Annotated in this window: 20 protein-coding genes; 3 read left to right on the forward strand and 17 right to left on the reverse strand. The window is 40.2% G+C overall.

Features of this window, described 5'->3' with window-relative positions; translation table 11 throughout:
- Positions 1-59: 59 nt before the first annotated feature.
- Positions 60-1,562 (reverse strand): glycine--tRNA ligase, encoded by a 1,503-nt coding sequence (locus tag HUW51_RS07985; protein WP_185273448.1) that lies wholly within the window; start codon positions 1,560-1,562, stop codon positions 60-62.
- A 233-nt stretch (positions 1,563-1,795) separates the two neighbouring features.
- Between HUW51_RS07985 and HUW51_RS07990 the strand changes: the two genes are divergently transcribed.
- Positions 1,796-3,202 carry an inorganic phosphate transporter gene (locus HUW51_RS07990; protein ID WP_185273449.1) on the forward strand — a complete coding sequence of 469 codons (1,407 nt, stop codon included), beginning with the start codon at positions 1,796-1,798 and terminating at the stop codon, positions 3,200-3,202.
- Positions 3,203-3,274: 72 nt separating this feature from the next.
- Here the strand turns inward: HUW51_RS07990 and HUW51_RS07995 are convergent, their stop codons facing one another.
- From HUW51_RS07995 to HUW51_RS08045, 11 genes are all read right to left on the reverse strand, one after another.
- A complete protein-coding gene (locus HUW51_RS07995) occupies positions 3,275-3,745 on the reverse strand; it encodes a hypothetical protein (protein ID WP_185273450.1) in 471 nt (156 codons plus the stop codon).
- Positions 3,746-3,822: 77 nt separating this feature from the next.
- The gene (locus tag HUW51_RS08000; protein WP_185273451.1) at positions 3,823-4,317 is read right to left on the reverse strand and encodes a DUF4385 domain-containing protein; all 495 of its coding nucleotides are present in this window, start codon (positions 4,315-4,317) and stop codon (positions 3,823-3,825) included.
- Between the two features lie 513 nt (positions 4,318-4,830).
- A complete protein-coding gene (locus tag HUW51_RS08005; protein WP_185273452.1) occupies positions 4,831-6,417 on the reverse strand; it encodes an Ig-like domain-containing domain in 1,587 nt (528 codons plus the stop codon).
- Between the two features lie 151 nt (positions 6,418-6,568).
- Positions 6,569-7,462, reverse strand: a complete 894-nt coding sequence (locus HUW51_RS08010; protein WP_185273453.1) for a class I SAM-dependent methyltransferase — start codon at positions 7,460-7,462, stop codon at positions 6,569-6,571.
- Positions 7,463-9,325 carry a tRNA uridine-5-carboxymethylaminomethyl(34) synthesis enzyme MnmG gene (mnmG, locus tag HUW51_RS08015; protein WP_185274465.1) on the reverse strand — a complete coding sequence of 621 codons (1,863 nt, stop codon included), beginning with the start codon at positions 9,323-9,325 and terminating at the stop codon, positions 7,463-7,465. It lies immediately after the preceding gene.
- Between the two features lie 48 nt (positions 9,326-9,373).
- The gene (gene ybeY, locus HUW51_RS08020) at positions 9,374-9,820 is read right to left on the reverse strand and encodes an rRNA maturation RNase YbeY (RefSeq protein WP_185273454.1); all 447 of its coding nucleotides are present in this window, start codon (positions 9,818-9,820) and stop codon (positions 9,374-9,376) included.
- On the reverse strand, positions 9,813-10,220 hold the full coding sequence (locus tag HUW51_RS08025) for an ATP-binding protein (RefSeq protein WP_185273455.1): 408 nt from the start codon (positions 10,218-10,220) through the stop codon (positions 9,813-9,815). Before HUW51_RS08025 ends, ybeY begins: the two co-directional genes overlap by 8 nt.
- Positions 10,221-10,253: 33 nt before the next feature.
- Positions 10,254-13,376, reverse strand: coding sequence for a DUF4175 family protein (locus tag HUW51_RS08030; protein ID WP_228466966.1), 3,123 nt, complete (start codon positions 13,374-13,376; stop codon positions 10,254-10,256).
- A gap of 391 nt (positions 13,377-13,767) precedes the next feature.
- Positions 13,768-14,541: an exodeoxyribonuclease III gene (locus tag HUW51_RS08035; RefSeq protein ID WP_185273457.1), complete on the reverse strand. Its 774-nt coding sequence runs from the start codon at positions 14,539-14,541 to the stop codon at positions 13,768-13,770.
- The gene (locus tag HUW51_RS08040) at positions 14,542-14,898 is read right to left on the reverse strand and encodes a hypothetical protein (RefSeq protein WP_185273458.1); all 357 of its coding nucleotides are present in this window, start codon (positions 14,896-14,898) and stop codon (positions 14,542-14,544) included.
- On the reverse strand, positions 14,898-15,239 hold the full coding sequence (locus HUW51_RS08045) for a carboxymuconolactone decarboxylase family protein (protein WP_185273459.1): 342 nt from the start codon (positions 15,237-15,239) through the stop codon (positions 14,898-14,900). The genes HUW51_RS08040 and HUW51_RS08045 overlap by 1 nt, the downstream gene beginning before the upstream one ends.
- Positions 15,240-15,351: 112 nt before the next feature.
- On the opposite strand from HUW51_RS08045, the gene HUW51_RS08050 reads away from it, so the two are divergent.
- Positions 15,352-16,056, forward strand: coding sequence for a ComF family protein (locus tag HUW51_RS08050; protein WP_185273460.1), 705 nt, complete (start codon positions 15,352-15,354; stop codon positions 16,054-16,056).
- 52 nt (positions 16,057-16,108) lie between these two features.
- Here HUW51_RS08050 and gldJ read toward each other — a convergent pair whose 3' ends face one another.
- Together gldJ and HUW51_RS08060 are read right to left on the reverse strand one after the other, a co-directional pair.
- Positions 16,109-17,350 carry a gliding motility lipoprotein GldJ gene (gene gldJ / locus HUW51_RS08055; RefSeq protein ID WP_185273461.1) on the reverse strand — a complete coding sequence of 414 codons (1,242 nt, stop codon included), beginning with the start codon at positions 17,348-17,350 and terminating at the stop codon, positions 16,109-16,111.
- A 59-nt stretch (positions 17,351-17,409) separates the two neighbouring features.
- Positions 17,410-18,423, reverse strand: coding sequence for a PorP/SprF family type IX secretion system membrane protein (locus HUW51_RS08060; RefSeq protein WP_185273462.1), 1,014 nt, complete (start codon positions 18,421-18,423; stop codon positions 17,410-17,412).
- 177 nt (positions 18,424-18,600) lie between these two features.
- Between HUW51_RS08060 and HUW51_RS08065 the strand changes: the two genes are divergently transcribed.
- Entirely contained in the window at positions 18,601-21,600 is a 3,000-nt protein-coding gene (locus HUW51_RS08065) for an AsmA-like C-terminal region-containing protein (RefSeq protein WP_185273463.1), read from the forward strand.
- Positions 21,601-21,732: 132 nt separating this feature from the next.
- On the opposite strand, the gene HUW51_RS08070 is transcribed toward HUW51_RS08065, so the two are convergent.
- From HUW51_RS08070 to HUW51_RS08080, 3 genes are all read right to left on the reverse strand, one after another.
- A complete protein-coding gene (locus HUW51_RS08070; RefSeq protein WP_185273464.1) occupies positions 21,733-22,155 on the reverse strand; it encodes a glycosyl-4,4'-diaponeurosporenoate acyltransferase CrtO family protein in 423 nt (140 codons plus the stop codon).
- Between the two features lie 219 nt (positions 22,156-22,374).
- Entirely contained in the window at positions 22,375-22,839 is a 465-nt protein-coding gene (locus HUW51_RS08075) for a DinB family protein (protein ID WP_185273465.1), read from the reverse strand.
- A 93-nt stretch (positions 22,840-22,932) separates the two neighbouring features.
- A complete protein-coding gene (locus tag HUW51_RS08080; RefSeq protein ID WP_185273466.1) occupies positions 22,933-24,105 on the reverse strand; it encodes a glycoside hydrolase family 130 protein in 1,173 nt (390 codons plus the stop codon).
- Positions 24,106-24,184 lie beyond the last annotated feature (79 nt).

Consider the following 24,184-nt stretch of genomic DNA (forward strand, 5'->3'; position numbering starts at 1 on the left):
CCGTAATGGCTTGGTTTTTTGTTTTATAGAAAAAAATAAAATTTGGTTCAATTACTGTTCTACAGTTTTTCAAAAATCCGTTTTAAACTTACGGCATCTCCAATGTAGTTTCTTAATTCACTAATGGGCATTCGTTTTTGCTCCCGGGTATCGCGGTCGCGAACGGTTACGGTATTGTTCTCCAGGGTTTCGTAATCCACCGCAATACAGAATGGGGTTCCGATTAAATCCTGGCGGGTGTAGCGTTTGCCAATGGCGTCACGTTCTTCGTAGATTATGTTAAAATCAAACTTTAAATCGTCGAATATTTCCTGGGCTTTTTCTGGTAAGCCGTCTTTGCGCACTAACGGGAAAATAGCGGCTTTTACTGGGGCTAAAACCGGGTGTAATTTTAAATAAGTCCTGGTTTTAACGCTTTCGCCTTCGGTTACTTCTTCTTCGGTGTAGGCGTTGCACAAGGTCATCAAGAATAAGCGATCGGCGCCGGCCGAAGTTTCGATAACGTAAGGCACGTAATTACCATACGGCTTGCCATCGGCATTCAGGTCGTTATCAAAATACTGTTGTTTTTTCTTAGAAAGGGCCTGGTGTTGCGATAAGTCAAAATCTGTGCGGGAGTGGATGCCTTCTACTTCTTTAAAACCAAACGGGAACTCAAATTCTATATCTACGGCGGCGTTGGCGTAGTGCGCTAATTTTTCGTGGTCATGGAAACGTAATTTCTCGGCGGGTATGCCTAATGCTTGGTGCCATTTAATCCGGATCTGTTTCCAGTGTTCGTACCATTCCATTTCAGAACCAGGCCGGATAAAGAACTGCATTTCCATTTGCTCAAATTCGCGCATCCGGAAAGTAAACTGGCGGGCTACAATCTCGTTCCGGAAAGCTTTACCAATTTGGGCAATCCCGAACGGAATTTTCATGCGGCCGGTTTTTTGCACATTTAAAAAATTCACAAAAATACCTTGCGCAGTTTCAGGGCGCAGGTAAATGGTAGTAGACTCATCGGCTACCGATCCGGTTTGCGTAGAAAACATTAAGTTAAACTGACGCACTTCGGTCCAGTTGGCAGTTCCGGAAACCGGACAAGTAATTTTTTCGGAAATGATTAGCTGTTGTACGCCGCTTAAATCTTCGGCCTCGAGCAAGCGGGCCATTTGTTGCACCAGCTCTTTAGCTTTTTCGGGCTGACCTTCTTTTTCGTACTGCGCTGCGCGGTCTTCAATTAACACATCGGCCCGGTAACGTTTTTTTGAATCTTTATTATCGATCATGGGATCGTTAAAGGAATCGACGTGGCCCGAGGCTTTCCAGGTATCCGGATGCATGAAAATAGCCGCATCAATACCCACCACATTTTGGTTGAGTTGGGTCATGCATTTCCACCAAACATTTTTTATATTATTTTTTAGCTCTACCCCATTTTGTCCGTAATCGTAAACGGCTTGTAGACCGTCATAAATCTCGCTGCTCGGAAATACAAAGCCGTATTCTTTGGCATGCGATATAATATCTTTTAACTGGGTGCTTTCGAGTGCAGATTTTTCTGATTGTGTTGCCATAACCGCAAATATAGAAATTTAGAACGGAGCCAAATGTAGATAAACCAAAGAAAAATTATGGAAATTGAATGAACCTCACCAAAATGCGTACTTTTGGTTTAAATATTTTAAAATTTTTGCTAGATTATTTATAAAGTTCGTACTTACTTAACTTGATTTAACAATTCCTTAACAATAGCCGCAGCAAATTGCTTTAATTTTGCGGATAATTTATCCAACCTCAACCAACCTGTATGCTCGGATTAGAAACTCACCTTCTGCTCCTCCTTTTTCTTTGCTTACTAGCGGCTTGCGCCTTTGAATTCGTAAATGGTTTTCATGATACCGCCAACGCTGTAGCCACTGTTATTTACACGAACACCCTACGTCCGTGGGTGGCGGTAGTCTGGTCCGCTTTCTGGAACTTTATCGGGGTATTTGCCGGCGGTATTGGCGTAGCTATGGGTATCGTTTACTTGTTACCCGTAGAAGCGCTCATCGATCAGAATATTTATCATGGCATTGCCATGATTGGCGCTTTACTTTTAAGTGCTATTCTCTGGAATTTAGGTACCTGGTATTATGGCTTGCCTTCTTCCAGCTCCCACACCTTAATTGGTTCTATTCTGGGGGTAGGCGTGGCTTTTTCCTTGCTGCCCGATAATACCTCGGGGGCAGCCGTAAACTGGGACGAAGCCATAAAAACAGGTTTATCTTTAATTGTGTCGCCATTTTTAGGTTTTACTTTAACCGTATTTTTAATGTTTATATTAAAACGGTTTGTTAAAAATAAAGCCATTTTCCGGCAGCCGCACAAACGCAAGCCACCGCCCCTCTGGATCCGTTTAATCCTGATTTTAACTTGTACCCTGGTTTCTTTTTTCCACGGCTCCAACGATGGGCAAAAAGGCGTGGGTTTAGTAATGTTAATTTTAATTGGCATTGTACCTTCTTTCTTTGCGCTGGATAACAGTAAAAACCCGGTAGTAATGCAAGCTTCGCTGGCCCAGGTAGAACAAACGATAAACCAGATTGATACTGCCACTATAGCTAAAGTAGATCTAGAAGTGGTAACAAGTATGAAAGAAGAAGCAAGGGATTTGCATCAGCTATTTACTTCAGTAAAAACGATGGATGACTTACCGAAAAAAAGTCGGTTCTTAATCAGAAGAGATATTCTTTTATTAGCCAAGGACTCAGAAAAAGTTTTGTCCAGCACCGGCATTGCACTTAGCCAAACCGATCGCAATATTTTAAAAGAAAATATCAGCACCCTGCGGTCTTTTACCGATTATGCGCCAGACTGGGTGATTTTAATGATTGCCATGTCGTTGGGCTGCGGAACCATGATTGGCTGGAAACGCATTGTAAAAACCATTGGCGAAAAAATTGGGAAAGAACATTTAACGTACGCTCAAGGTGCTTCGGCTGAATTAATGGCTGCCGGCGTAATTGGCTTTTCTACCTTTATTTTTAAATTACCCGTAAGTACTACCCATATTTTGTCGTCGGGTATTGCGGGTAGTATGGTGGCCAATAAAGGTATTCGTAATCTTAACCCGGGCACTATTCGCAATATTGCTTTGGCTTGGGTTTTAACTTTGCCGGTGTCTATGTTTTTGGCGGGTATTCTCTTCCTAATTTTCCGCTGGATTGCTTAAGTAAGCTTTTCATATAATAAAAAAGCCGCAGATAACTTGCGGCTTTTTTTATTTCCCGTAATTTTTAAAATTTTATTTTTCCTGCCCTTCTGAAGGCCATTGCACTTCCAGGTCATCGTTAATAAATACACCAAAGTTTATGGCAATAAGCTTATCCTCTTCAAAGTACAAGTCCAACATTTCCTGTTCAAAAGACCATCTAATTTCGCCGGTTTCTAATTTTTCTGTTTCGTAATCAACTAAATTATTTTTTTGCAAAAGCTCCTTTAGTTCTTTCGTCGATTTTTGAATAACGTTGGTGCTAAATAATTGAGCCTCGTCATTTTCTGTTTGAATGCAACTTAGCCGGTAATCATCTTCCCGGTCGAAGAAAAAAGAATATCCTTTTTCCCAGTAGTTAAAAGCTTTGTGCTCAAACTCATCGTCGTCATCTGATTCTTCTATCTCTTCGGGTTCGCCCATAATATCTTTTACCTGGTCCATAGTAAATCCAAAATAGATATTGCTTATTCCCGTACCGAGCTTTATTTCGTTTTCTTTCATTGTTTTTGTGTTTAATAAATTAAGTTACGCCTTTTATCTGGAGCCGATATAATCAGCAAAATTAAGCTTATTATTTTTTACAAGCCGTATTTGGCTTTATGTTCCTGCATTAATTGTTGGTATAATGCATTCTCTTTAGCGGCTTGCCACTTTTTCTTAAAAATAGCAGCCGAAGCAGCTTTTACGGCGTCTTCCTCGCGGGGTAATAAGTAATTTTCGCGAGCTTGTTTTTCTAATTCTTTAGTTGGCTCATGCTGGGGATTTTGTTTATACTTTCTGCCGGATTTATGGTTAGCATAGCGCCGCGACCGCGTATATCCCATTTGTAAAAACTTGCGGGCCATATCGGCGCCGATAAAGTCCTGTGCTTTTAAATACGCAGTAAATAAACTGTATATCTTCTCAGCCGATTGTTCTGCAATTTCAGGCGTTTTAAAGCGCCAGTACGGCAATATCTCCGATTTATAGGGTTCTACCAGCAGCACGCCTTGTTCGCCCTTCCCTACCCGGTATAATTCCGGATTTTTCCGGAAATCGGTATTCCTGAAATCTATGGTATAATCAAACGGCATAATTTTTAAAAAATTCTTTTTTTGCCCGGACTCAAATCTAAATCTTTAAAGTTTTCCCTCTTTCCACATTTTCAATAGACTCATTATAAAAAAAATTAAATCTTAAATTTTTAAATCTTCGTCGTTAAGGCTGTTTATAAGTGGATAATTAAACTCTTTTCGCTTTTTACACCATTTTTGGTTTTTATTCCACTAGTTATTAGCTTTTATAAACCGATATAATCTGTATATCTGTTTTAATTAGAAAGGTTTAACAAAAATATCCACATATCCACTTTCAGGTTTGTTAATTTCGGTTGTTTTGTAAACACGTGAATAATTTAAAAAATAGCATTGAATTAAACTTCTTTTTCCCACAGCGCTCTATTTTATTAAAGCAAAGCTTGCCTTTAAGCAGCCTTGGATAATAATTATGCGCTTTTTATCCCTACTTTTCCACAAGTTATTAGTCGTGTTAGTTTATAAGCCAATAAAAAAAGCCAGATTTAATCTGGCTTTTCAATTTTATGCGGTTTAAAACTCGAAAGGTACATCTTGCACCCAATTTACTCTTACTTCAATGGGCCTTGGTAAATTAATTACTTTTTCGGGAATTGTTTTAAGATCCGGATTACCAGCTCGCCATGTTCCATTTAAATCTTCATCTATTTTAACTCTTATTCTATAGGTGCCAGGTTCCAGGTCGTTAATAGAAAAAGATGTAGGCGAATTGTATGTTTTTAAAATTTTAAAATCTTTATCCAGCAGTTCTAAAAAGTATTTCTTGTAATCTGTTTTAAGTTTCAAGTCGATACTTCCTCCCTGATCTTTTTCAGAGATGGTTAAATTTAGTTTTTGCTTTTTAAAACGATCACCCGAAACCGGAATTAAAACAGTAGTATCAGCTACTATGTCAATTGTTTCTTTAGCCTTAGAATTAAGGTTAAACAGCAAGATATTTTTACTACTATTAGCCTTTACCTCCTGTGGATAAGTTAATACCCGGTTTGTAAGCGAATCTTCAACTAATGTTAATAAGGGACCATTAGTTAAGCGCAGTGGCGCATCAAATATTAACTGAAATTGCTCATTACCCTTTACTTGGCTGGCTTTAGGTAAAACTTGAAAGGTCGGATTCCTACGGGCTTTTTTACCGCTAAAAGCAATATTAACGGTATCGGTTTTAGCATTGCCGGCAGAATCTTGCGCTGTAATAAAATATTTGCCTTTTATTTGATTTGTATTTGGGAAAAAACGTACAGTTTTCGTGTTCTGGCCTATAAAACTATATAGATCTGTAGAATCGCCGCCGGCAATTTTTATGGCTGTAATTCCTTCGTTATAGTTTAGGTGGTACTCATCTAGGTAAGGCTGCCTGCTTGAGATAAAAGGCGGCTTGGTATCTATTCTTACTAATTGTAAATCCTGAGGGGGTGTTTGAGCCGTAATTTCTACTGGAGTAGCTAAATACCCAATGTTTTCTTTCTCGTCGTTATAGATATTATCGTTGTTTTTATCCTGATGTGCGTACAGGTTATAAGTGCCGTATTTAATATTTTGCAAAACGTAGTTTCCTTGATCATCTGTTTTTGTTAGATAATAAGGTTTGTTTTTGCGGATGGTAGTGGTGTCGTTTACGTTATACAAAACTACATTAATGTTTTTTGCCGGTTCACTTGTTAGTAAATCGGTAACTACACCTTGTACCTGGCCAGAGTCCAGATAGGCACCGGTACTAAAGGTTAAAGTAAGATTTTTAGGTTTATTCCCTTCTGTTATGTCTTCTATGCCTTCCCGGAAATTTAGGTAATAAGTAGTGTTGGGTAGGAACTCTTTTTCGAAAGTTAGTTTAACTTCTTCCCGGTCTACTTCCGATGTAATCTGGTTTTCGGTACTCGGTGATATAATGAGTTGCCGGTTAAAGTCTTTTAAACGGACCTCCTCGTTAAAGCGCAAAGTAATTGTTTTACCCGATACTTGGAGCGCCTTGTTTGCCGGAGTACTGCTTACCAATTCCGGACTTAGAATATCTTTCTCTCCTCCTTCCGGTGGACTGATGCTGGCGCAACCACATGTTATTAATAAAATAGTATAGTTTAATAGTTTTCGGGAAATAAACATTCGGATTTAGGAGCAAAGAAAAGATTTAGAATAAAACTTAAGAGAAACTAATTTTAAAATCTACCTATGTTGATAACTCAATTAGTTGATATTATTTTAGGATTTACATCTAAAATAATATCAACTAATTACATAAATTAAAATCTAAAATTTAGATCTTTTTACCAACATAAATTAAACTCGAATAATCGTTTGCGTTTTTGCTGGCGTGGTTATTAGATTTTAAACCTGTAAGTACCGATTTCACAATAGCTGTGTTTCCAGACTTGTATTTCTCGCTTAATAAACTCACATAATAAGCATCAAATTTCATCGGGATAACTTCAGTCAACTCTATTTTGTGTTTTTTTAAAAAACGCTTCATAGTTGCCTGATTGAAGTGGTACAAGTGGCGTGGTACATCGTACGCCGCCCAATTTTCTCTGTAAACTTGGGCATCATGCGAATCAGCGTTAGGTACCGCAATAATCAGCTTGCCTTCAGGTTTAGTTAATTGTACCAGCTTCTTAAAGGTATCATTTAAGGTATGGATGTGCTCTAATACATGCCATAAAGTAATTACCTGAAAGCTTTCTTTAGGAATTGTTTCTAGAGCGATGCTAGCATTCAGTATTTTCTGAGTTAATAGTTCTTCTGCTTGAGCACGGGCTAGCTCGCTTGGTTCGTAGCCTTGAACCTGCCAGCCATTTTTCTTACATGCTGCCAAAAAATTGCCGGTACCACAGCCATAATCCAGAATAGCTCCTTTAGCAGAAAGTCGATTTATTAAATCAACTTTCTGCTTAATAGTATATGTTCTTACAAGTTTATAGGCTTGGTTGGTTATACTGGTAGCCTTGTTGGTATGCGAGATGTATTCTTCTGATTGGTAGTACTGACCAATGCTTGCTTCATCGGGCCTGGGGTTCGTGAATTTAAAGCCGCAATTATCGCATTGAACTATAACAAAGCTTTCTTTAGAAACGGAATTATCCTTTACAACCATAAAGTTTTTGAAACTTTCTTTGTTGCAAATGGGGCAATGCTCCAGACGTTCGTAATTCATTTACTTTCCTAAGTATACCATTAATATGGATATATCCGCTGGCGAAACGCCACTGATGCGGGAAGCCTGACCAATGGTTTCGGGGTTTATTTTTAATAATTTTTCGCGGGCTTCTTTCGAAAGTGCCGGCATATTTTTATAGTCGAGCCGTTCTTTAATAATATAATTCTCTAGCTCTTCTATGCGGTTTGCCATTTGATGTTCTTTATCGATGTAGCTGGCATATTTTACGGCAATAGAAGCTTGCTCAATGCTTTCGACTAAATATTTACTCAGATAATTTTGAATAGCCGGCACTGCTTCTGCAATGTGGGCAATATCCACGTTTGGTCTTTTGATCAAATTACCGGCTTTGGCTTTTTCTGTTATAGGCGCAGAGTTTAAACGTTGTAAAATTTCGTTTATTTCAGATGGTTCTATTGATTTGTTATTGAGGTAATCAATAACTTCCTGCGTTTCGGTAATTTTGCGGTTAACCAGATCTAAACGTTCCTGACTGGCTAAACCTAAGTCAAATCCTTTTTTAGTTAAGCGGATATCGGCATTATCCTGGCGTAATAAAATGCGGTGTTCCGCACGGGAAGTAAACATGCGGTAAGGTTCTTCGGTGCCCTTATTTACCAGGTCATCAATCAAAACGCCAATGTAAGCTTCGGAGCGTTTTAATATAAAAGGTTCTTTTTGGTTTATCTTATTATGCGCGTTTATACCGGCCATTAAGCCCTGGCAAGCGGCTTCTTCGTAACCAGTGGTGCCGTTTATCTGGCCAGCAAAGTATAGGTTCTCTACTAACTTGGTTTCTAAAGTTAAGTTTAGCTGGGTTGGTGGAAAGAAATCGTATTCGATAGCGTAACCGGGGCGGAACATCTTGGCATTTTCAAAACCCGCAATGGTGCGTAGGGCCTTGTATTGTACGTCTTCGGGTAAAGAACTGGAAAAACCATTTACGTATATTTCTACGGTGCTCCAACCTTCGGGCTCTACGAATATCTGGTGCCGGTCTTTATCTGCAAAGCGGTTAATTTTATCTTCAATAGAAGGGCAATAACGTGGACCTAAACCTTGAATCCGGCCCTGAAACATGGGCGATTTTTCGAAACCAGTTTTTAAAATTTCGTGCGTTGCCGTACTGGTGTAAGTAATATAACAACTGCGTTGTTGCTCTAGCGGCTTGGTGTTGGTGTACGAAAACTTAGACGGATTTTCGTCGCCTTTTTGTTCTTCCATGCGGGAGTAATCCAGGGAACGACCATCTACCCGGGGTGGGGTACCGGTTTTCATACGGCCAGCCTCAAAGCCTAACGAAATCAATTGCTCGGTTATTCCTGTGGCTGCTCTTTCGGCGGCGCGTCCACCACCAAATTGTTTTTCACCGATATGAATGATTCCATTCAGGAAAGTGCCATTCGTTAAAATAACGGCTTCTGATCTAAACTCAATACCTAAAGCTGTTTTAATACCGGCTGCTTTACCTCCTTCTACTAAAATGCTAGCCGCCATTTCCTGCCAGAAATCAATGTTAGCAGTTTGCTCCAGGTTTAAGCGCCATTCTTCTGCAAAACGCATGCGGTCGCTTTGGGCACGGGGGCTCCACATAGCCGGGCCTTTAGATAAGTTCAGCATCCGGAACTGGATCATGGTTTTATCCGTGATGATGCCGCTTTGCCCGCCTAAGGCATCAATTTCGCGTACTATTTGTCCTTTAGCTACACCACCCATAGCCGGATTGCAGGACATTTGGGCAATAGTATTCATGTTCATAGTTACGAGCAGGACTTTGGAACCCATGCGGGCAGCAGCAGCGGCGGCTTCGCATCCGGCGTGTCCTGCGCCTACAACTATTACGTCGTATTTTGTGGTGATCATAAATTTTGATTAGTGTGTTTCACGTGAAACAATGATGAAGGTAGATTAAATTCCGTTTGCTGTAAAATCCCGCAAAGATAACCAGTAATCTTCTTTTTGCCGCATTTCAGATTTACTCAAATCTGATTTATCATCGAACCCTATTAAATGCAAAACACCGTGTATGATTACACGGTGCAGTTCTTCTAAAAAAGATACGTTAAAATTAGTGGCGTTTTCCTTTACCCGGTCGATGCTTATAAATATATCCCCTTCTATCGTATCGTCTTCATCGGAGTTATCGAAGGTAATAATATCGGTAAGTGTATCGTGATCCAGGTAAGTTACATTTACATCAAGTAAGTAATTATCGGAACAGAATATAAACGTTAAATTTTCTAGTTCAAAGTCGTAGTCTTCTATTACCTGGACTATCCATTTTTTAATTTTTTCTTCGTCTGGAACTTGAAACGGGATATCCTCGGCTATAAACTCAATTGGTAAATCAAGCATTATTAATGTAAAAAGTTAATTGAACATTGCGGCCGTCGTTAGTGAATTTAACTTCATCGCATAAATGTTTCATCAGGAAAATACCGCGGCCACCTGGGTTTTCTAAGTTTTCCGGCGCAGTAGGGTCAGTGAGCGCTTCGGCATCAAAGCCATTGCCTTCGTCCTGCACTTCAAACCGCAGCAAATCGGGTTCTACGTAAAGCGATAAATAAACATTTTTATCTTTATCAAACTTATTGCCATGCCGGATAGCATTGTTCACAGATTCGGTTACGGCTACCATAATATTGCCGTATATGTCATCTTCGATGTGAAACTTTTCTTTCGAGTTGTCTATAAAGCTTTCTACTACCCGAATGTTTTCAATGAGAGAAGGAATCTGAATTTTAATTTGATCCATAATAGTTTTTTAATTGCGCTAATATATGCAAAGTTATTTACCAATTTTTTGAAAATATTCGTTTACCTCTTTCTTATAATAAGGAGTAAAGGCTGGCGAAATAGTTTTAAGTAATTCTGTTTGCTTTTCTTTGTTTTTAATATACTTTTCAAACGATGGCGGCACGGCACGGGCTATTTCTTTACCCGATTGTGATTCCCGCTTATTATCCAGTTCTCTTTCTCTTGCCGACTTCTCAGCTTCTAGCAAACGGGTTAAAATTTCGCGCTGCCGCATGATGGTTTGTTCTGTAAGTCGTTTATTAACGAGATCGGTTTCGGTTTGTTCCATCATTTTGTTTAATTTGTCCAGCTTACCGCCGCTACCTTCGCCTCCCTCCTCTTTGGTTCCTTTACCTTCTTTGCCGCCTTGTTTCTCTAGCTCTTTTAAGGCGTTTCGTAAACGTTGTTGCTCGGCGGCTAATTTAGCTAACTCTTCCGAAAGTGCTTTACCCGACAGATTCCCTTTTTTTAAATCTTCCATTTTCTGGTTAAGCATTTGCTGCATTTTGCCCATTTCGCCAGAACCTGGCTTAGGTTTACCACCCGGTTTTGGTTTACCTTTGCCTTGCATTTTGGCAGCCATGGCCATTTGCTGCTGCATTTGCTTTAAAGCATCGTTCAGCATCAACGCCAAATTATTCACCGATGTCATGGTGAGTTGCTGGTGCATGGTTGCTTTTCCTACGTTACGATCTCTAATCTGATTCAAACTTTCCGAAATATTATTGTTCATAGCTCCTACTTCGCGGGTAACGAAAGACTGAATCTGAAATACTTTCTTGGCTAAGGAGTACAAGCTATCTTCAATAATTTTAGCATCATCTTTTAGCTTTAACTGCTGCTGCCCTAAGGTAATAAACCGGGGGTCACTTTGGCTTACACTCCGGAAAGATTTCATGAGTTCTTCCTGGTCGAAAGAAAGTTTAATCAGGTTGTTTAGTATATCGCGCAAATGATCCAGGTTTTGCTGCGCTTCTTCCATGCTGTTGCTGTCAGCTTCTTGTTCCATTTTCTGAGCCATCTGCTGCATTTTTTCGGCGGCATTTTTCTGCGACTGTGCTGCTTTTTTATTTTGCTTTTTATCTAACGATTCCTGACTATTCTGCATTTCCTGCTCAATCTGGTTTTCTTCCTGCTTAGTATCTTCCAGTTGATTTTTGTCTTCCAGTTCCTGGTTTAGCTTTTCTAAATCATCTAGCTCTTTTTTAACGGCTTCAAATTGTTTTTTTAAATTTTCCTGTTCTTGCTGCAGTTCTTGATTGGGTGCTTTTTTATCTTCTGTTTTTTCGGAAAGCTGTTCTTGCTCTTTGGCCAACTCATTCAGCTTATCGGTGGCACTTTCGAGTTTTTGTTCGAATTGCAATTGCTTAAATAATTCTAAAGCCCGTTCCAGTTCTTTTTCTAAATTATTTTCTTTTTGGTCAAGTTTATCTAAAAGTTTTTGTAGCTCGCGCTCATTGGGCATTTGCTGTTGCAATAGTTTCTCAAGTTCCTCGTATAGTTTTTTGGTTTCTTCGTCGAGTAAATCTTCCATCAGTTTTTGCAACTGCTTTGTTTTCTCGGCTAACTGCAGGCTTTTCTCATCTACCTTATCTTGTTGTTGGTTTAGCTGATCAAACGATTGCTTCATGGCGTTAATATCGCGCTCAAGTTGTTTCTTTTTCTCAAGCAAATCTTCCATTTGCTTTTTGTCTTGCCAATTCAGCTCTTTTTTCGTTTTTAGCTTTTCTTCGGATTGCGAAATCTGTTCTTGTAGTTTTTGCGCTTTCTGAACCGATTTGCTCATTTGGCTCTGCATCGACTTGGCATTAGAAGAAATTTCTTTATTTAACTCGGAGCGCGAAGGTACTTTAAGCGATAATACTTGCGAGCGGGTGCTTTTAGGTCCCCGGATGCCATCGTTGTCCCAAACCTGTACAAAGTACTCGAGTTGCTGTCCTGGCCCGATACGTAAATTAGCTACGTTCCAGGGATAGTAATACGATTGGCTATTCTGTTGCGGTTCTAATCGCAATGGTATGGTTTTATAACCTCCCTCTTTGGGGTTATTACCCGTTGTAACCCGGTAGTGAATGCTTAGCCGCGATAAACCATAATCATCAGCTACGGTACCACCTAAAACCAGATTGTCGTAACCAGCAGAATCCTGAAAGCTTTCCAGCGTAATTTCGGGTGCCCGGTCCGGAATCGAAGTAATCAAAAAGCTCATTTTATCTTTGTTACCACTGTAGCGATTCTTAAGCCGTACTTCGTATTCCTGCGTGCTGTTAATTTTTTTACTTACTGTAAAATTAGTTTCGTCGTGGGTAGCGGCCAGAGTTGAATTTGGATTAGTAAAGGCTAATTCCAATTGTTCGGTAGCCATCGTAGCAAAATTCCAGGTAACGGTGCTGCCTTCGGGTACGGTAATGCTGCCGGTGTTATTAATTACTTCGGGCTTTTTCGCTAAATATTTGGGATATTGAACTTGTAAGTTAAAATCTTTAATGTTAGGCCGGGAGAGAACATGAAGTAGGTAACCCTCCGAATAAAAGCCGGAACCAGCCAACTGGAAAGCAACCGGTTTTTGTAAATTCTGGAAAGTATAAGAAAAAGTATTGTTTTTGTTCCGGGTTAAATTTTGTTCGCGGCCGTTGTATAATACCTTAATTTCGTTCGGTATCGTTTTTCCTTCGAGCTTGACAATCAGTTCAAAATCTTCGTTGCGGAAGGTCTCCAGCTTTGGGTTTTCCACAATAAATTGGAAGGGAGCTTCGGGGGCATAATACTTTTTGTAGTTAATAATACGCTCTGTACCCTTCACAAATAGATTAGGGTAAATTATAGTAACAGCTAGCATCAAGCCAACCGGAATTAGCACGTACTTTAACAATGGCTTATTTTCCTGAAGTTTTACACTTTCATCAAATTTAAAATTTACCAAATGCTGGCTTTTTTGCTCAATACTAGCTGCAATCAAGTCATTGGTTTTACTGAGATCTTTAAGCTGGATGGTGTTTAAAAGTTTGTCTTTGATTTCCGGATAAAAGGTTCCTACTTTCTGGGCGGCTTGCTCATCGGTTAATAAGCGTTTAAAGTTCGCGAAGGCGCTAAGTGGCGCAAAGATCCAGCGCATAAAAGCGTAGACAACTATTCCTAAAAATGAAAAGAACAAAAACGCCCGGACGTAGTACGGAAAGTAAAAAAAGTATTCCAACAGGTTATAAACCAGAAAAAAAGTTAAAAGCAATCCCGCTGAAAAAATGCTTCCTTTAATAAGTAAATTAAGGTAGAATTTTTTCTTGAAGGCCTGCAGATGCTGCAGAACCATATCCATCGTAACATACTGATTCATAACCTACAATAAAATATTCAAGTAATATTAACTAAAATATTGATGTTCATGTAATTAGGTGAGCGTATCTAAAGTAATCCGGTTAATGTAAATATAATTTAGAACGGGTTATATGCCTGAAACTTAAGGCTTAAATTAAAACGGTAAAGCTGGTTAATACGATATAATCCAATTAAGCTATTTCGTGAGTAAATTCCACTAATACCGGGCAATGATCGGAATGTTTAGCCTCAGATAAAATAGCAGCTCGTTTTAAACGGTTCTTGAGCGGTTCAGTAACAATGGCATAATCAATGCGCCAGCCTAAGTTTTTGTTACGGGCGCCGGCTCGGTAACTCCACCAGGTGTAATTATGTGGCTCCTGGTTAAAGTGCCGGAACGAATCGATGTACCCATGACTTAAAAATTGCGAGAACCACTCCCGTTCTTCCGGTAGAAAGCCTGAACTGTTGGCATTAGACTTCGGATTATGGATATCAATGGGCTGGTGACAGATGTTATAATCGCCACAGATAACTAAGTTAGGCAATTGCGCGCGTAGTTGGTTAATGTATTGTAAGAAATACTCCAGCCACTGCATTTTAAAATCCTGGCGCGTATCGCCGCTCGACCCAGAAGGCATGTACACATTAACCACAGAAAAATCATTGAAATCAGCCCGTAAAACTCGGCCTTCGGCATCGTATAATTCATTGCTGCAACCTATGGTTACATTGTTAGGCTTTTGCTTCGAGAATATGCCTACACCGCTGTAGCCTTTTTTTACCGCCGGATGAATGTACACGTGATACCCTAAAGATTCGAAAAGCTGTTTGTCAAATTTTTCTTCGTCGCACTTTATTTCTTGCAAGCAAATTACATCGGGGTCGGCGGCCTGCAACCATTCTACAAATCCTTTACTTACCGCCGAGCGGATGCCATTTACGTTATAACTAATAATTTTCATTTAATTTTCCTGATCAAAATATTCCAAAATATGCCATTTCAGCATACGTTCCTGTTCTTTTAAATTAGCCGATGGGATGGTTTTTACGGTGCGGTAATGGGGCCAACCGTCTTCGTCGCGGTGCGTGAATTCATAGTAATCGGACTGGCTGAATAACTTGCACGTAGCAATGTGCATCAAGTCTTGTTTTTCTTCTTTGGTAAACTCCCGAGTACCCTGCCCTAATTCCTGAATACCGATTAAAAAAAGAATTCCGTTTAGATGCAGGTTTTTCCCAAATTTCTCCCGCAGATCCCGCAAGAGCTCTAACCACCGGTTTTCAAAATCGGGGTTGTAATCAATGCGCCTGGTTGCCATTAGCTTGTTTTTAATTCTTCCCAGTACTCTACGGCTCTTCTAAAATGGGGAATAACAATAGAACCCCCAATTAAATTAGCAATGGCAAAAACCTCGTATATTTCTTCGTCTGTTACGCCGCATTCCTGGCATTTACCTAAGTGGTATTTTACGCAATCGTCGCAGCGCAATACCATCGAGCAGGCTAAGCCCAGCATTTCTTTGGTTTTAACGTCTAAAGCACCTTCCTGGTAAGCATTCGTATCGAGGTTAAAAAAACGTTTAATAACTTTATTATTGGCCGCCATTATTTTTTCGTTCATGCGGGTCCGGTAATCATTAAATTCCTGTACTTTATTCATTTTTTAAAAATTTTACGTATGCCTCATTAACAAAGCAACTGCTAATTTCAAGTTAATAAGCAAAAGTGTTTGGTTTATAAAATTACAAAATAGCGGCGTTTTCTAAACAGATATGTTAGCTCCAATTAAGAATATATTCGCTGATTTTATCTCTTTGCTATATCCGCAGGCGTGTTTGGCTTGCCAAGAATTACTTAAACACGGCGAAAAAGCTATTTGCACTGATTGCCGGATTAATTTACCCTATACGAACAGCCATTTAGCAGCTAACCCGGAGAACGAATTATTGCAACGATTTTATAACAAAGTGCCCATTAAGTATGCTTTTGCTTATTTATATTTTACCCGGTCGGGCCGGGTACAAAGGTTATTACACGCTCTAAAATACCAGGGGCACGAAGAAGTTGGCGAAATATTAGGCAACTGGTACGGGGCCGATTTAAAAGAAAGTAATTACCACCAGCAATTTGATTTAATTACTCCAGTACCCTTACATAAACAAAAATTAAAAATACGTGGCTATAATCAATCCGATTCTTTTGCGAAAGGATTAGGGCAAATTTTAGAAGTTTCCTGGCAATCCGATGTTTTAAAACGTACTGCCAATACCAGCACGCAAACTAAGAAAACGCGTTTAGAACGATGGCAGAATGTAGGCGAGTTGTTTCAGGTAGTTAATCCTGCAACTATTCAGAATAAACGGATTTTGCTGGTAGACGATGTAATGACAACTGGGGCAACTCTGGAAGCTTGTGCATTAGTGTTATTAGATGCCGGAGCGCAAGAGGTAAGTGTAGCCGCAATTGCTGCAGCATAAATTAAAAAAGGCCTGCTGTTTAGCAGGCCTTTTTTAATATTTTTATAAATTCTTATTTATTAGAACCAGTGTTGATCATTGCGCAACGGAAACCAATAGTTGCTGTAGCTGAATCTTGCGCCATAAACCGGCGAGTACCCGGCGATAACCAGTAAGCTACGTCTCTCCAGGAGCCACCTTTAAATACGCGTACTTCATCGTTTATCAATGACTGGAAACCAGCTACATCGTAATTAGCTGCTGGGTCGCTGATACCGCCACCCCGACGTACCGGGTTTAAATCTTCTACGTCTTGGAAAGATAATGGGCGGTACACATCTTGTACCCACTCGTTTACGTTACCAGCCATGTTATATAAACCAAAATCGTTAGCTGGGTAAGCGTAAACCCATTCGGTAATCATAGCGCCATCGTTTAAGGAACCCGCAATACCAGCATAATCACCGCGACCCCGTTTAAAGTTAGCTAAGAACTGGCCTTGGTGTCTGCCGTAAGGGTTCCGCATTTGGTGGCCATCCCAAGGGTATAACCGTTTGTTTGATTGATTTTCGTCTTCATCTAACTGAGTACCAATCATAGCCTGTGCGGCGTATTCCCATTCTGCTTCAGTGGGCAGGCGGTAATTCGGTAAAACTAGGCCCGATTCGATGGATAAAGAACCACCTTCGGCGGGAGCTTCGGCAGCGGCGCCTTTTTTCTTTTTGCCAAATAACTTAAATCCGCCACCACTACTTGCGCCACCATTACGGGCCATGTTTTCGTTTACTTTGGCGGTACGCCACAAGCAATAATCGTTGGCTTGTTCCCAGCTTACGCCAACTACCGGGTAAAACCGGAAACCAGGGTAACGCAGGTAATACTGCTCGTAAGGGTCGTTAAAAGATAATTCCCGTTGCCAAACCGTGGTATCGGGTAATGCTTTTGTATAAACTTCTTCTGCCGAATCTTTTTTAATGTGTGATAAATATTCTAACCAGTGAATGTTAGCCACTTCGGTTTCGTCCATAAAGAAGGAGGCCACTGTAACCGTCCGCTCAATGTTATCGCGGGTCATAGCTACGTCTTCTTCCATGGAACCTAACGTGGTACGCCCACCTTCAATAAACTTAAGCCCGGGACCTTCGGCCAATGGTTCGTAACTGGCAACCTGAAAACCTTCCTCGGTGTTGTACTCAATACCGGTTTTAGCACTAATATCGCCCGGGTTGGTACTGGTTGGATGCCCTTTTTTGTTACAAGCGGTAAGAATAACGGCGCTCGCGGCGGCGTAACCTAAAAATTTTAACAAATTCATAAAAGTTGTTGGCTCCTAAAAATATTAATTTTCCGAATTTACTGCAATAATAACACTATTTAAAATGCCGGACAAGAGATATGTTTATAATTTTTCTTAGATGCACGGCTTTTAAAAATTTTGTCGTAATCGATCTTATCAAAAGATATTCCAATTTCGTGTGCTCCCCCGCTCCGGCTGCCGGCTCCAGTAAAAACTACATCATAACTGTACGCTATCCGAAAAGGTTCTAAAACAACGCCCGCAATTACAGCAACCGACTGATCATAAGCTAAATTGCCGGTTAGCGGTAAACCCCTGTACAATACTCCTAACGTTACAGGCGTATACGTTAGATATAAACCAAGGTCGGTTTTTTTAAAAAATTGTTGTTGCGTATACGTAATTGTTGGAGTTATACTAAACTCGTATAAGTAAGCATCGCGGTAGTAATTAGACACGTAAAATTTATATCCGGTGTTTACCGTAAACTTTACCGGTAATTTAGATTCATTGGCGAAACCAATGGCGGGTTGGTTGGCATGATGCGCTGCCAAAGAAACCCAAAACTGATTGTTGTAAAGCACACCGCCAGCCGCTATACTTAAATAAGATACCGGATCGTAAATGTAACTTTCCTGTGAAGTGGGGTTAATATTACCGTCGTTGCTTAACTGGTCGCCAAAAATTAAATCATTAAAAGAAAAACACTGCGAGCCATACGAGGCTTGAAGTGCGACACTTGCCGCAAATTTTTCGTTTAATCTGGTTTGATAGGCATAAATACCACCTACCATCGTGCGGGTGAACCCCGCCGAACCCGCTTTATCTAAAGAAGCAATAAGGCCCGCCGAAGTTTTCTTATTTTTAAATTTATAATCGGCAGCCAGTTGCTGCGTTACAAATCCTTTATCTAAATTAAACCACTGGGTGCGATAAGCGGCCGTAACGCTGTAATCAGAGCGCAAACCTGCATAGGCCGGGTTTAGGTACAAGCGGTTCGAATATTGCTGGCTAAACTGATAATCTTGCCCCACTGCCCAAAAGCTGCAAAAAAGAGAAAGGCATAAAATTTGAAAAAGTTTTATCAGCATAGATACGAAGGAGCAAGCCTTACCGAGGTTTCATTGGGCCAAGGTAATAATACCAAGGTATCCAGAAAAACGTTGTTTTTAAACCTAGTGGTATGTTCATTCGTCTAATTAATTCGTAGTGGGGCAAAGTAAACTTGATTTTTTAAATTTTGCCGACCTTAAACCTAAGAACGCCTTATGAAAAAAGTATTTATAGGATTTGCCATTTTTATTGTGGTGCTGCTGGCCGCTGCTGCCTTAGCACCCTACTTATTTAAAGATAAAATCAAGCAGGTACTGGATAAACAAATCGCCAAAAATGTAAACGCGAAAGTGTTATACCAAACCGATAATGTTAATATCAGCTTGTTTCGCGATTTTCCAAATCTGGCTTTAAGCATCGATGATTTAACGGTAATCGGGCAGGATTCTTTCCGGAGAGATACCTTAGCCGCCTTGCCTAACTTTAGTTTAGGTTTGGATTTAATGAGCGTAATTGCGGGTGACCGGTTAAAAATCCGTTCGGTAAAATTGCAAGACCCGCGGCTGAAATTAAAAGTTTTAAAAAGTGGCCGGGCTAACTGGGATATTTTTATCTCCGACACCACCCAGGTTGAAACGCCCGCCGATACCGCAAATACCTTTAACGTGGCAATTAAAGGTTGGGAAATTAACAACGGAACTTTAGTTTACGAAGACTTAAGCATTCCTTTCCGCGCCGAGGCTTACCACGTGAACCATAGCGGCAGCGGGGATTTTGAGCAAAACGTATTCGATATGAAATCCCGGACCACAGCCGACGGCTTTACTTTTAATTTCGACGGGATGGATTACCTGGATAGTGCCCAACTTGATGCCGATATTACCATGGACATGGATTTAAACCAATCGAAATACACATTTAAAGAAAATAACATTAAGCTGAACGAGTTTGGTTTTGGCTTTGATGGTTCCTTAGCTATGCCCACCGATGATATCAACATGGATTTAACATTTAAGGCTGCTGATACCGACTTCCGAAGCATTTTATCTATCGTGCCAGGCATTTTTACCGAAAAATTTAAAAATATTAAAACCGATGGGAAAGTTGCTTTTAACGGTTACGTAAAAGGTACTTTTAACGACACGTCTATGCCTGGCTTTGGTACCGATTTAAAAGTAACCAACGGCATGTTTAAATATCCGGATTTGCCTCAGGCCGCTACTAATATCAACATCGATATGAGTGTGGATAATAAAGACGGCGTAATCAATAACACCAACGTTCTTATCCGGCAAATGCATTTGGATTTAGGTAAAAACCCCGTGGATGCGAAAGCCTCGATTCAAGGCTTAGAACCAATGAAAGTAGATGGCAACGTAAAAGCCCGTGTAGATTTAGCGGAAATGACCAAAGTTTTCCCGATAGCCGATATGACTTTGCGGGGCTTGCTAGCCGTAGATGCAGTAGCTAAAGGTACTTACAGCAAAACCCAGATGCCGGTAGTAAATGCCAAAATGAACCTGGCCAACGGTTTTGTAAAAGCTAAACAATTTCCGGCACCTATCCAGAATTTAAATGTGGTATCTACCATTACCAACACAACCGGCAACACCGACGATACTAAAGTTTTAATCGAACGCTTTAATATGCTGCTGGATGGTGAACCACTCGAAGGTCGGGTATTTGTGCAGAACATTGATAAACCTGCTTTTGATGCCCGTATCAAAGGGATTCTGGATTTAACTAAAATTACCAAAATCTTCCCGCTCGAAGACATGACCTTAGCCGGCCGCATTAACGCCGATGTAAGCGCCAAAGGTAAAATGACCGATATTGATGCCGGTAAATACGCCAATATCACCTCCAGTGGTAACATGCAAATCAATAATCTTACTTATAAGAGTACCGATTTGCCCCAGGGTATGAAAATTACATCGGCCAATACTGTTTTTAACAATGAGAAAATTGAAGTGCGCGACATGAAAGGTTTTGTGGGTAAAAGCGATGTGCAGGTAAACGGTTCGGTATCGAACTACATGGGCTATTTGTTTGGTAAAAACCAATCTTTGCGCGGTAACTTTAATTTAAATTCGTCGCGGTTTGATGTGAACGAGTGGATGGTAGATGAAATGAGCGGGGAACCCGTACCGGAAGAAGCCACTGGCGTTATTCCGGTACCTGAAAACCTGGATTTTGTTTTAAATACCAATATCAACCAGGTAGAATACGATAATTTAAAATTAAATAATTTGAAAGGAACCGTAACGCTCCGCGACCAGGTGGCAAAACTAGACCAAGTGGCTTTTAATACGTTAGGCGGTTCGTTTGTAACAACGGGATCGTATAATACCAAAAACTTGCAGCATCCGGCTTTTACGTTTGGGTTAAATATTAAAAATTTAGATTTTAAATCGGCTTACAATGCGTTTAACACCATTAAAGCCTTAGCCCCGATTGCGCAGTTCCTGGACGGTAAGTTCTCCACCAATTTCAATTTTAACGGCGAACTCGGTGCCGATATGATGCCGGTTTACAGCACCTTAACTGGTAAAGGCTTAATTGAAGTAGTAAAAGCTGTAGTAAACGATAACGTTATTGTAAACCGCATTAGTGAGGTTACTAATTTTAAAGAATTAAAGAATTTCACTATCCAGAATAAAGCCATTTCTGCCGAAATCGTAGACGGTAATTTGGTAGTAAAGCCATTTGATTTTACGGTAGGTAATATTAAAACTACCATTGGTGGTACCAATGGCTTTAATGGTAATTTAACGTATGCCTTGGCTTTAGATGTACCTACCGGGCAAGTAGGCAATGCCTTAAATGCCAAACTTACTTCGCTTACCGGCGTGAAAGACATAAAAGGTACGGATCGCGTTACCATGAATTTGAATGTGGGCGGCACGGTTACTAATCCAAAAGTGTCACTTTCTACGGCTAGTGCTAAATCGCAGGCCAAGCAAGTGGTACAAAGCATTGTGCAGGAAAAAGTAGATGTAGCTAAAGCCCGCCTGGAGCAGGAAAAACAAAAAGCGCAAGATAGCATTAAAGCCGAGCTGGACCGGAAACGGGTGGAAGCCGAAGCGAAAGCCAAAGCCGAAATTGCGAAACGTACCCAGGAAGCCGAGCAAAAATTAAAAAAACAAGCTTCGGAAAAAATAAATAGCTTATTTAATAAAAAGAAGCCAGCTACCGATACTGCTAAGAAGAATTAAGGAGTATAAAACTTTAAAAAGAAAAACCAGATGACTTTCTGCATCTGGTTTTCTTTTTAAAAGCTAAATGGGATTAACCTGAATTTTAAAATTTTTAAAATTTAGATTGCCTAGTTCTTTTGCAAATAGCTCTTATAAAGCTAATAACTTAAACCGTTGAATGGCCCGCCGTAATCGTGGACGGTTGTACCGCTGCACCATAATGGGATAAACATTGAATAGAAGGTTAAGTAAAATAAGCCAGCTTGCCTCTAAAACCGAATATTTAAAACTAACCACAACTGAAACCAACAAAACTAAAACCGCAATAACCAAGTGCCCGAATTCGGAAGCTCGGGTTGCCCGTTCCAGCTGAAATAAGGCAGAAGCAGATTTTTCAACCGGATTATTTTTCCGATTTAGTTTTTCCCAGCCAATAAACACCAATAGTTTACGGTACCAATGAACACCCAGCTTTTCGTAAATTTTTCCTTCCTTTTCAAACCGAAATGCATCGAAATACCGGGATTGGTGCGCTGGTTGCAACTGTAACTCAACAATGGAAATCCAGAACATTAAAGAAAAATTTAAAATCCAGCTGAATAAAAAAGAGGTTACCTCTGTAAAGCGCGTTATGATTACAATAAAGAGGATAGTTGCAGCAGTAGTTAAAAGCGCGATTACCTTGGGTAGAATGGATTTGTAAGTGCTACCAGGCATTTTTAAATTTTAGCAAAAACATAAGAACTACCTTTTAAGGAAATTAAGGAATAATTTAAAAATTTACGATTCTGCTTACTTTACACTTTGGCGCACATACGTAATGTAATCCGTATTTACAGGTTCTAAGCCGTTCTGGCGTAAATCGCGGGCAATTTGGGCTCGGTGATACGTGCCGTGGTTAAAAATTTGCAGCAAAATATCTTCTAAAGAATTACTAAACGGTTCGCCTTTGCTGGTTCTGTAAGTTACTTCGGCTTCTAATTCTTCCGGGGTGGCATCGGCTAAACCAATAAACCGCTCAAAAGTGCTTTCGTGTATCCGGCGGCATTCGGTTAAGGTATGATCATCAAAAACCTGCACTGGACTATCTAAACGCTGTATGCGGGATAACCAGATAACTTCGGCATTTAATAAATGGCTGAACAAGTGTAAAGCGGTAGCGGGTACCTGATCCCCGATTTTTTCTAAAGTTTCCAGCACCCGTTGATTGGCCCAACTGGTATAAGCCGCCATTTTTAGTAAAGAATCTGCTGCCATTTCGTTTATCTTTTAGCTAACAGCGCAAATTAAAAGAAAGTAAACTTACCACGGTCGTCAGAAAAGCAAAAATTTAAAAAATTAGCCTAGCAGCTATTTGGCCTCGTGCGTAGCCACCGCAATTTTAGAATCGGCGGTGCCGTAATACAAAAACCATTTATTATTTAAATTTACAAGCCCTTCCAGAAAACAAACATTACCCACCTGGCCGGTTATTTCGTAATCTTTATCGGGTTTCATAAAATAGTTAGCTGTACGCTGTAAAACTTTCGTTGGGTTTTTAGGATCCAGTAAAATCTGGCCGGCAGCATAAGTGCCCGCGGGCAAATCGGCGGTGCCGCCTTTATCCAGGTTCATACTGTTGTAAATAAGCAAGATTCCGTCGTCGGTAAGCATGGCGGGCGGACCAGGTTCTACGAGGCGGCTATCAAATTGCCCGGGGCGCGGACCAAAAGCAATCGCTAGTTTATTATTTTCTTCCATCGGCGTCCAGTCGAGCAGGTTATCGGAGGTAGCAATGAATATATCGGTATCGCCCCAATACATCCAGTATTTTCCGTTTATTTTAGTAGCTACCAACTTACTGCCGTTCCGTTGGCAAACAATGGCTCCGGATTTAGACCAAACATCTTTATACTTACCATTATGCGCTTTTTCAAAAGCTAAGCCGTGTTTTTTCCAGGTTTGTAAATCTTTAGATGTAGCCACGCATAAACGGGCCGTTTTACCGTCGTAAGTAGTATAGGTCATTACGTAGGTGCCTTCGGGAGTTTCCACTACCCGAGGGTCTTCGCAGCCGCCTTCCCACTCGTATTTTTTCATAAAATCATTATCGGGGTAAAGAACCGGTTTAGGCATTCTTTTGAAATGTAAACCATCCTGACTAATAGCTAAACCAACACGCGAAGTACCAGCAAATTTGCCTATTTTATCTTCGGCCCGGTATAATAAATAAACCTGACCATTACGCACTACTGCAGCGGGGTTAAACACGTCTTTCTCTTCCCATTTTACCGAATCGCGCCGGATAGGATCGTAGAATTTTGTGGTACTATCGGGACCCATAATCGGGTTTAAATCATCTGCTTTCTGGAAAGGTCCTAAAGTCCAGGATTCTGTTTTAATTGCTGTTGGGTTAGTTTCGGAGCTAATTTTAGTACTATCGTTGGCAGTACCGGTTTCTGCGGTTTGTTTAGCTTGTTGATTACAAGCTACTGCTATAAATAATAAAAAATTTAAAAAATTAAGGCGCTTCACTATTCGCATAAATAGGGCAGTTAAGTGGGTGTAATTTTTTGCAAATATTTATTAATCAATAATATATATAAATAAAATTTACATTCTT

The sequence above is a fragment of the Adhaeribacter swui genome, assembly GCF_014217805.1.
Classification (GTDB): Bacteria; Bacteroidota; Bacteroidia; order Cytophagales; family Hymenobacteraceae; genus Adhaeribacter; species Adhaeribacter swui.

Coding starts and splice junctions, on each gene's coding strand:
- HUW51_RS07985 (WP_185273448.1), bottom strand. CDS start 1,562: ATGGCAACACAATCAGAAAAATCTGCACTCGAAAGCACCCAGTTAAAA.
- HUW51_RS07990 (WP_185273449.1), top strand. CDS start 1,796: ATGCTCGGATTAGAAACTCACCTTCTGCTCCTCCTTTTTCTTTGCTTA.
- HUW51_RS07995 (WP_185273450.1), bottom strand. CDS start 3,745: ATGAAAGAAAACGAAATAAAGCTCGGTACGGGAATAAGCAATATCTAT.
- HUW51_RS08000 (WP_185273451.1), bottom strand. CDS start 4,317: ATGCCGTTTGATTATACCATAGATTTCAGGAATACCGATTTCCGGAAA.
- HUW51_RS08005 (WP_185273452.1), bottom strand. CDS start 6,417: ATGTTTATTTCCCGAAAACTATTAAACTATACTATTTTATTAATAACA.
- HUW51_RS08010 (WP_185273453.1), bottom strand. CDS start 7,462: ATGAATTACGAACGTCTGGAGCATTGCCCCATTTGCAACAAAGAAAGT.
- ybeY (WP_185273454.1), bottom strand. CDS start 9,820: ATGCTTGATTTACCAATTGAGTTTATAGCCGAGGATATCCCGTTTCAA.
- HUW51_RS08025 (WP_185273455.1), bottom strand. CDS start 10,220: ATGGATCAAATTAAAATTCAGATTCCTTCTCTCATTGAAAACATTCGG.
- HUW51_RS08030 (WP_228466966.1), bottom strand. CDS start 13,376: ATGCGCTGGATCTTTGCGCCACTTAGCGCCTTCGCGAACTTTAAACGC.
- HUW51_RS08035 (WP_185273457.1), bottom strand. CDS start 14,541: ATGAAAATTATTAGTTATAACGTAAATGGCATCCGCTCGGCGGTAAGT.
- HUW51_RS08040 (WP_185273458.1), bottom strand. CDS start 14,898: ATGGCAACCAGGCGCATTGATTACAACCCCGATTTTGAAAACCGGTGG.
- HUW51_RS08045 (WP_185273459.1), bottom strand. CDS start 15,239: ATGAATAAAGTACAGGAATTTAATGATTACCGGACCCGCATGAACGAA.
- HUW51_RS08050 (WP_185273460.1), top strand. CDS start 15,352: ATGTTAGCTCCAATTAAGAATATATTCGCTGATTTTATCTCTTTGCTA.
- gldJ (WP_185273461.1), bottom strand. CDS start 17,350: ATGAATTTGTTAAAATTTTTAGGTTACGCCGCCGCGAGCGCCGTTATT.
- HUW51_RS08060 (WP_185273462.1), bottom strand. CDS start 18,423: ATGCTGATAAAACTTTTTCAAATTTTATGCCTTTCTCTTTTTTGCAGC.
- HUW51_RS08065 (WP_185273463.1), top strand. CDS start 18,601: ATGAAAAAAGTATTTATAGGATTTGCCATTTTTATTGTGGTGCTGCTG.
- HUW51_RS08070 (WP_185273464.1), bottom strand. CDS start 22,155: ATGTTCTGGATTTCCATTGTTGAGTTACAGTTGCAACCAGCGCACCAA.
- HUW51_RS08075 (WP_185273465.1), bottom strand. CDS start 22,839: ATGGCAGCAGATTCTTTACTAAAAATGGCGGCTTATACCAGTTGGGCC.
- HUW51_RS08080 (WP_185273466.1), bottom strand. CDS start 24,105: ATGCGAATAGTGAAGCGCCTTAATTTTTTAAATTTTTTATTATTTATA.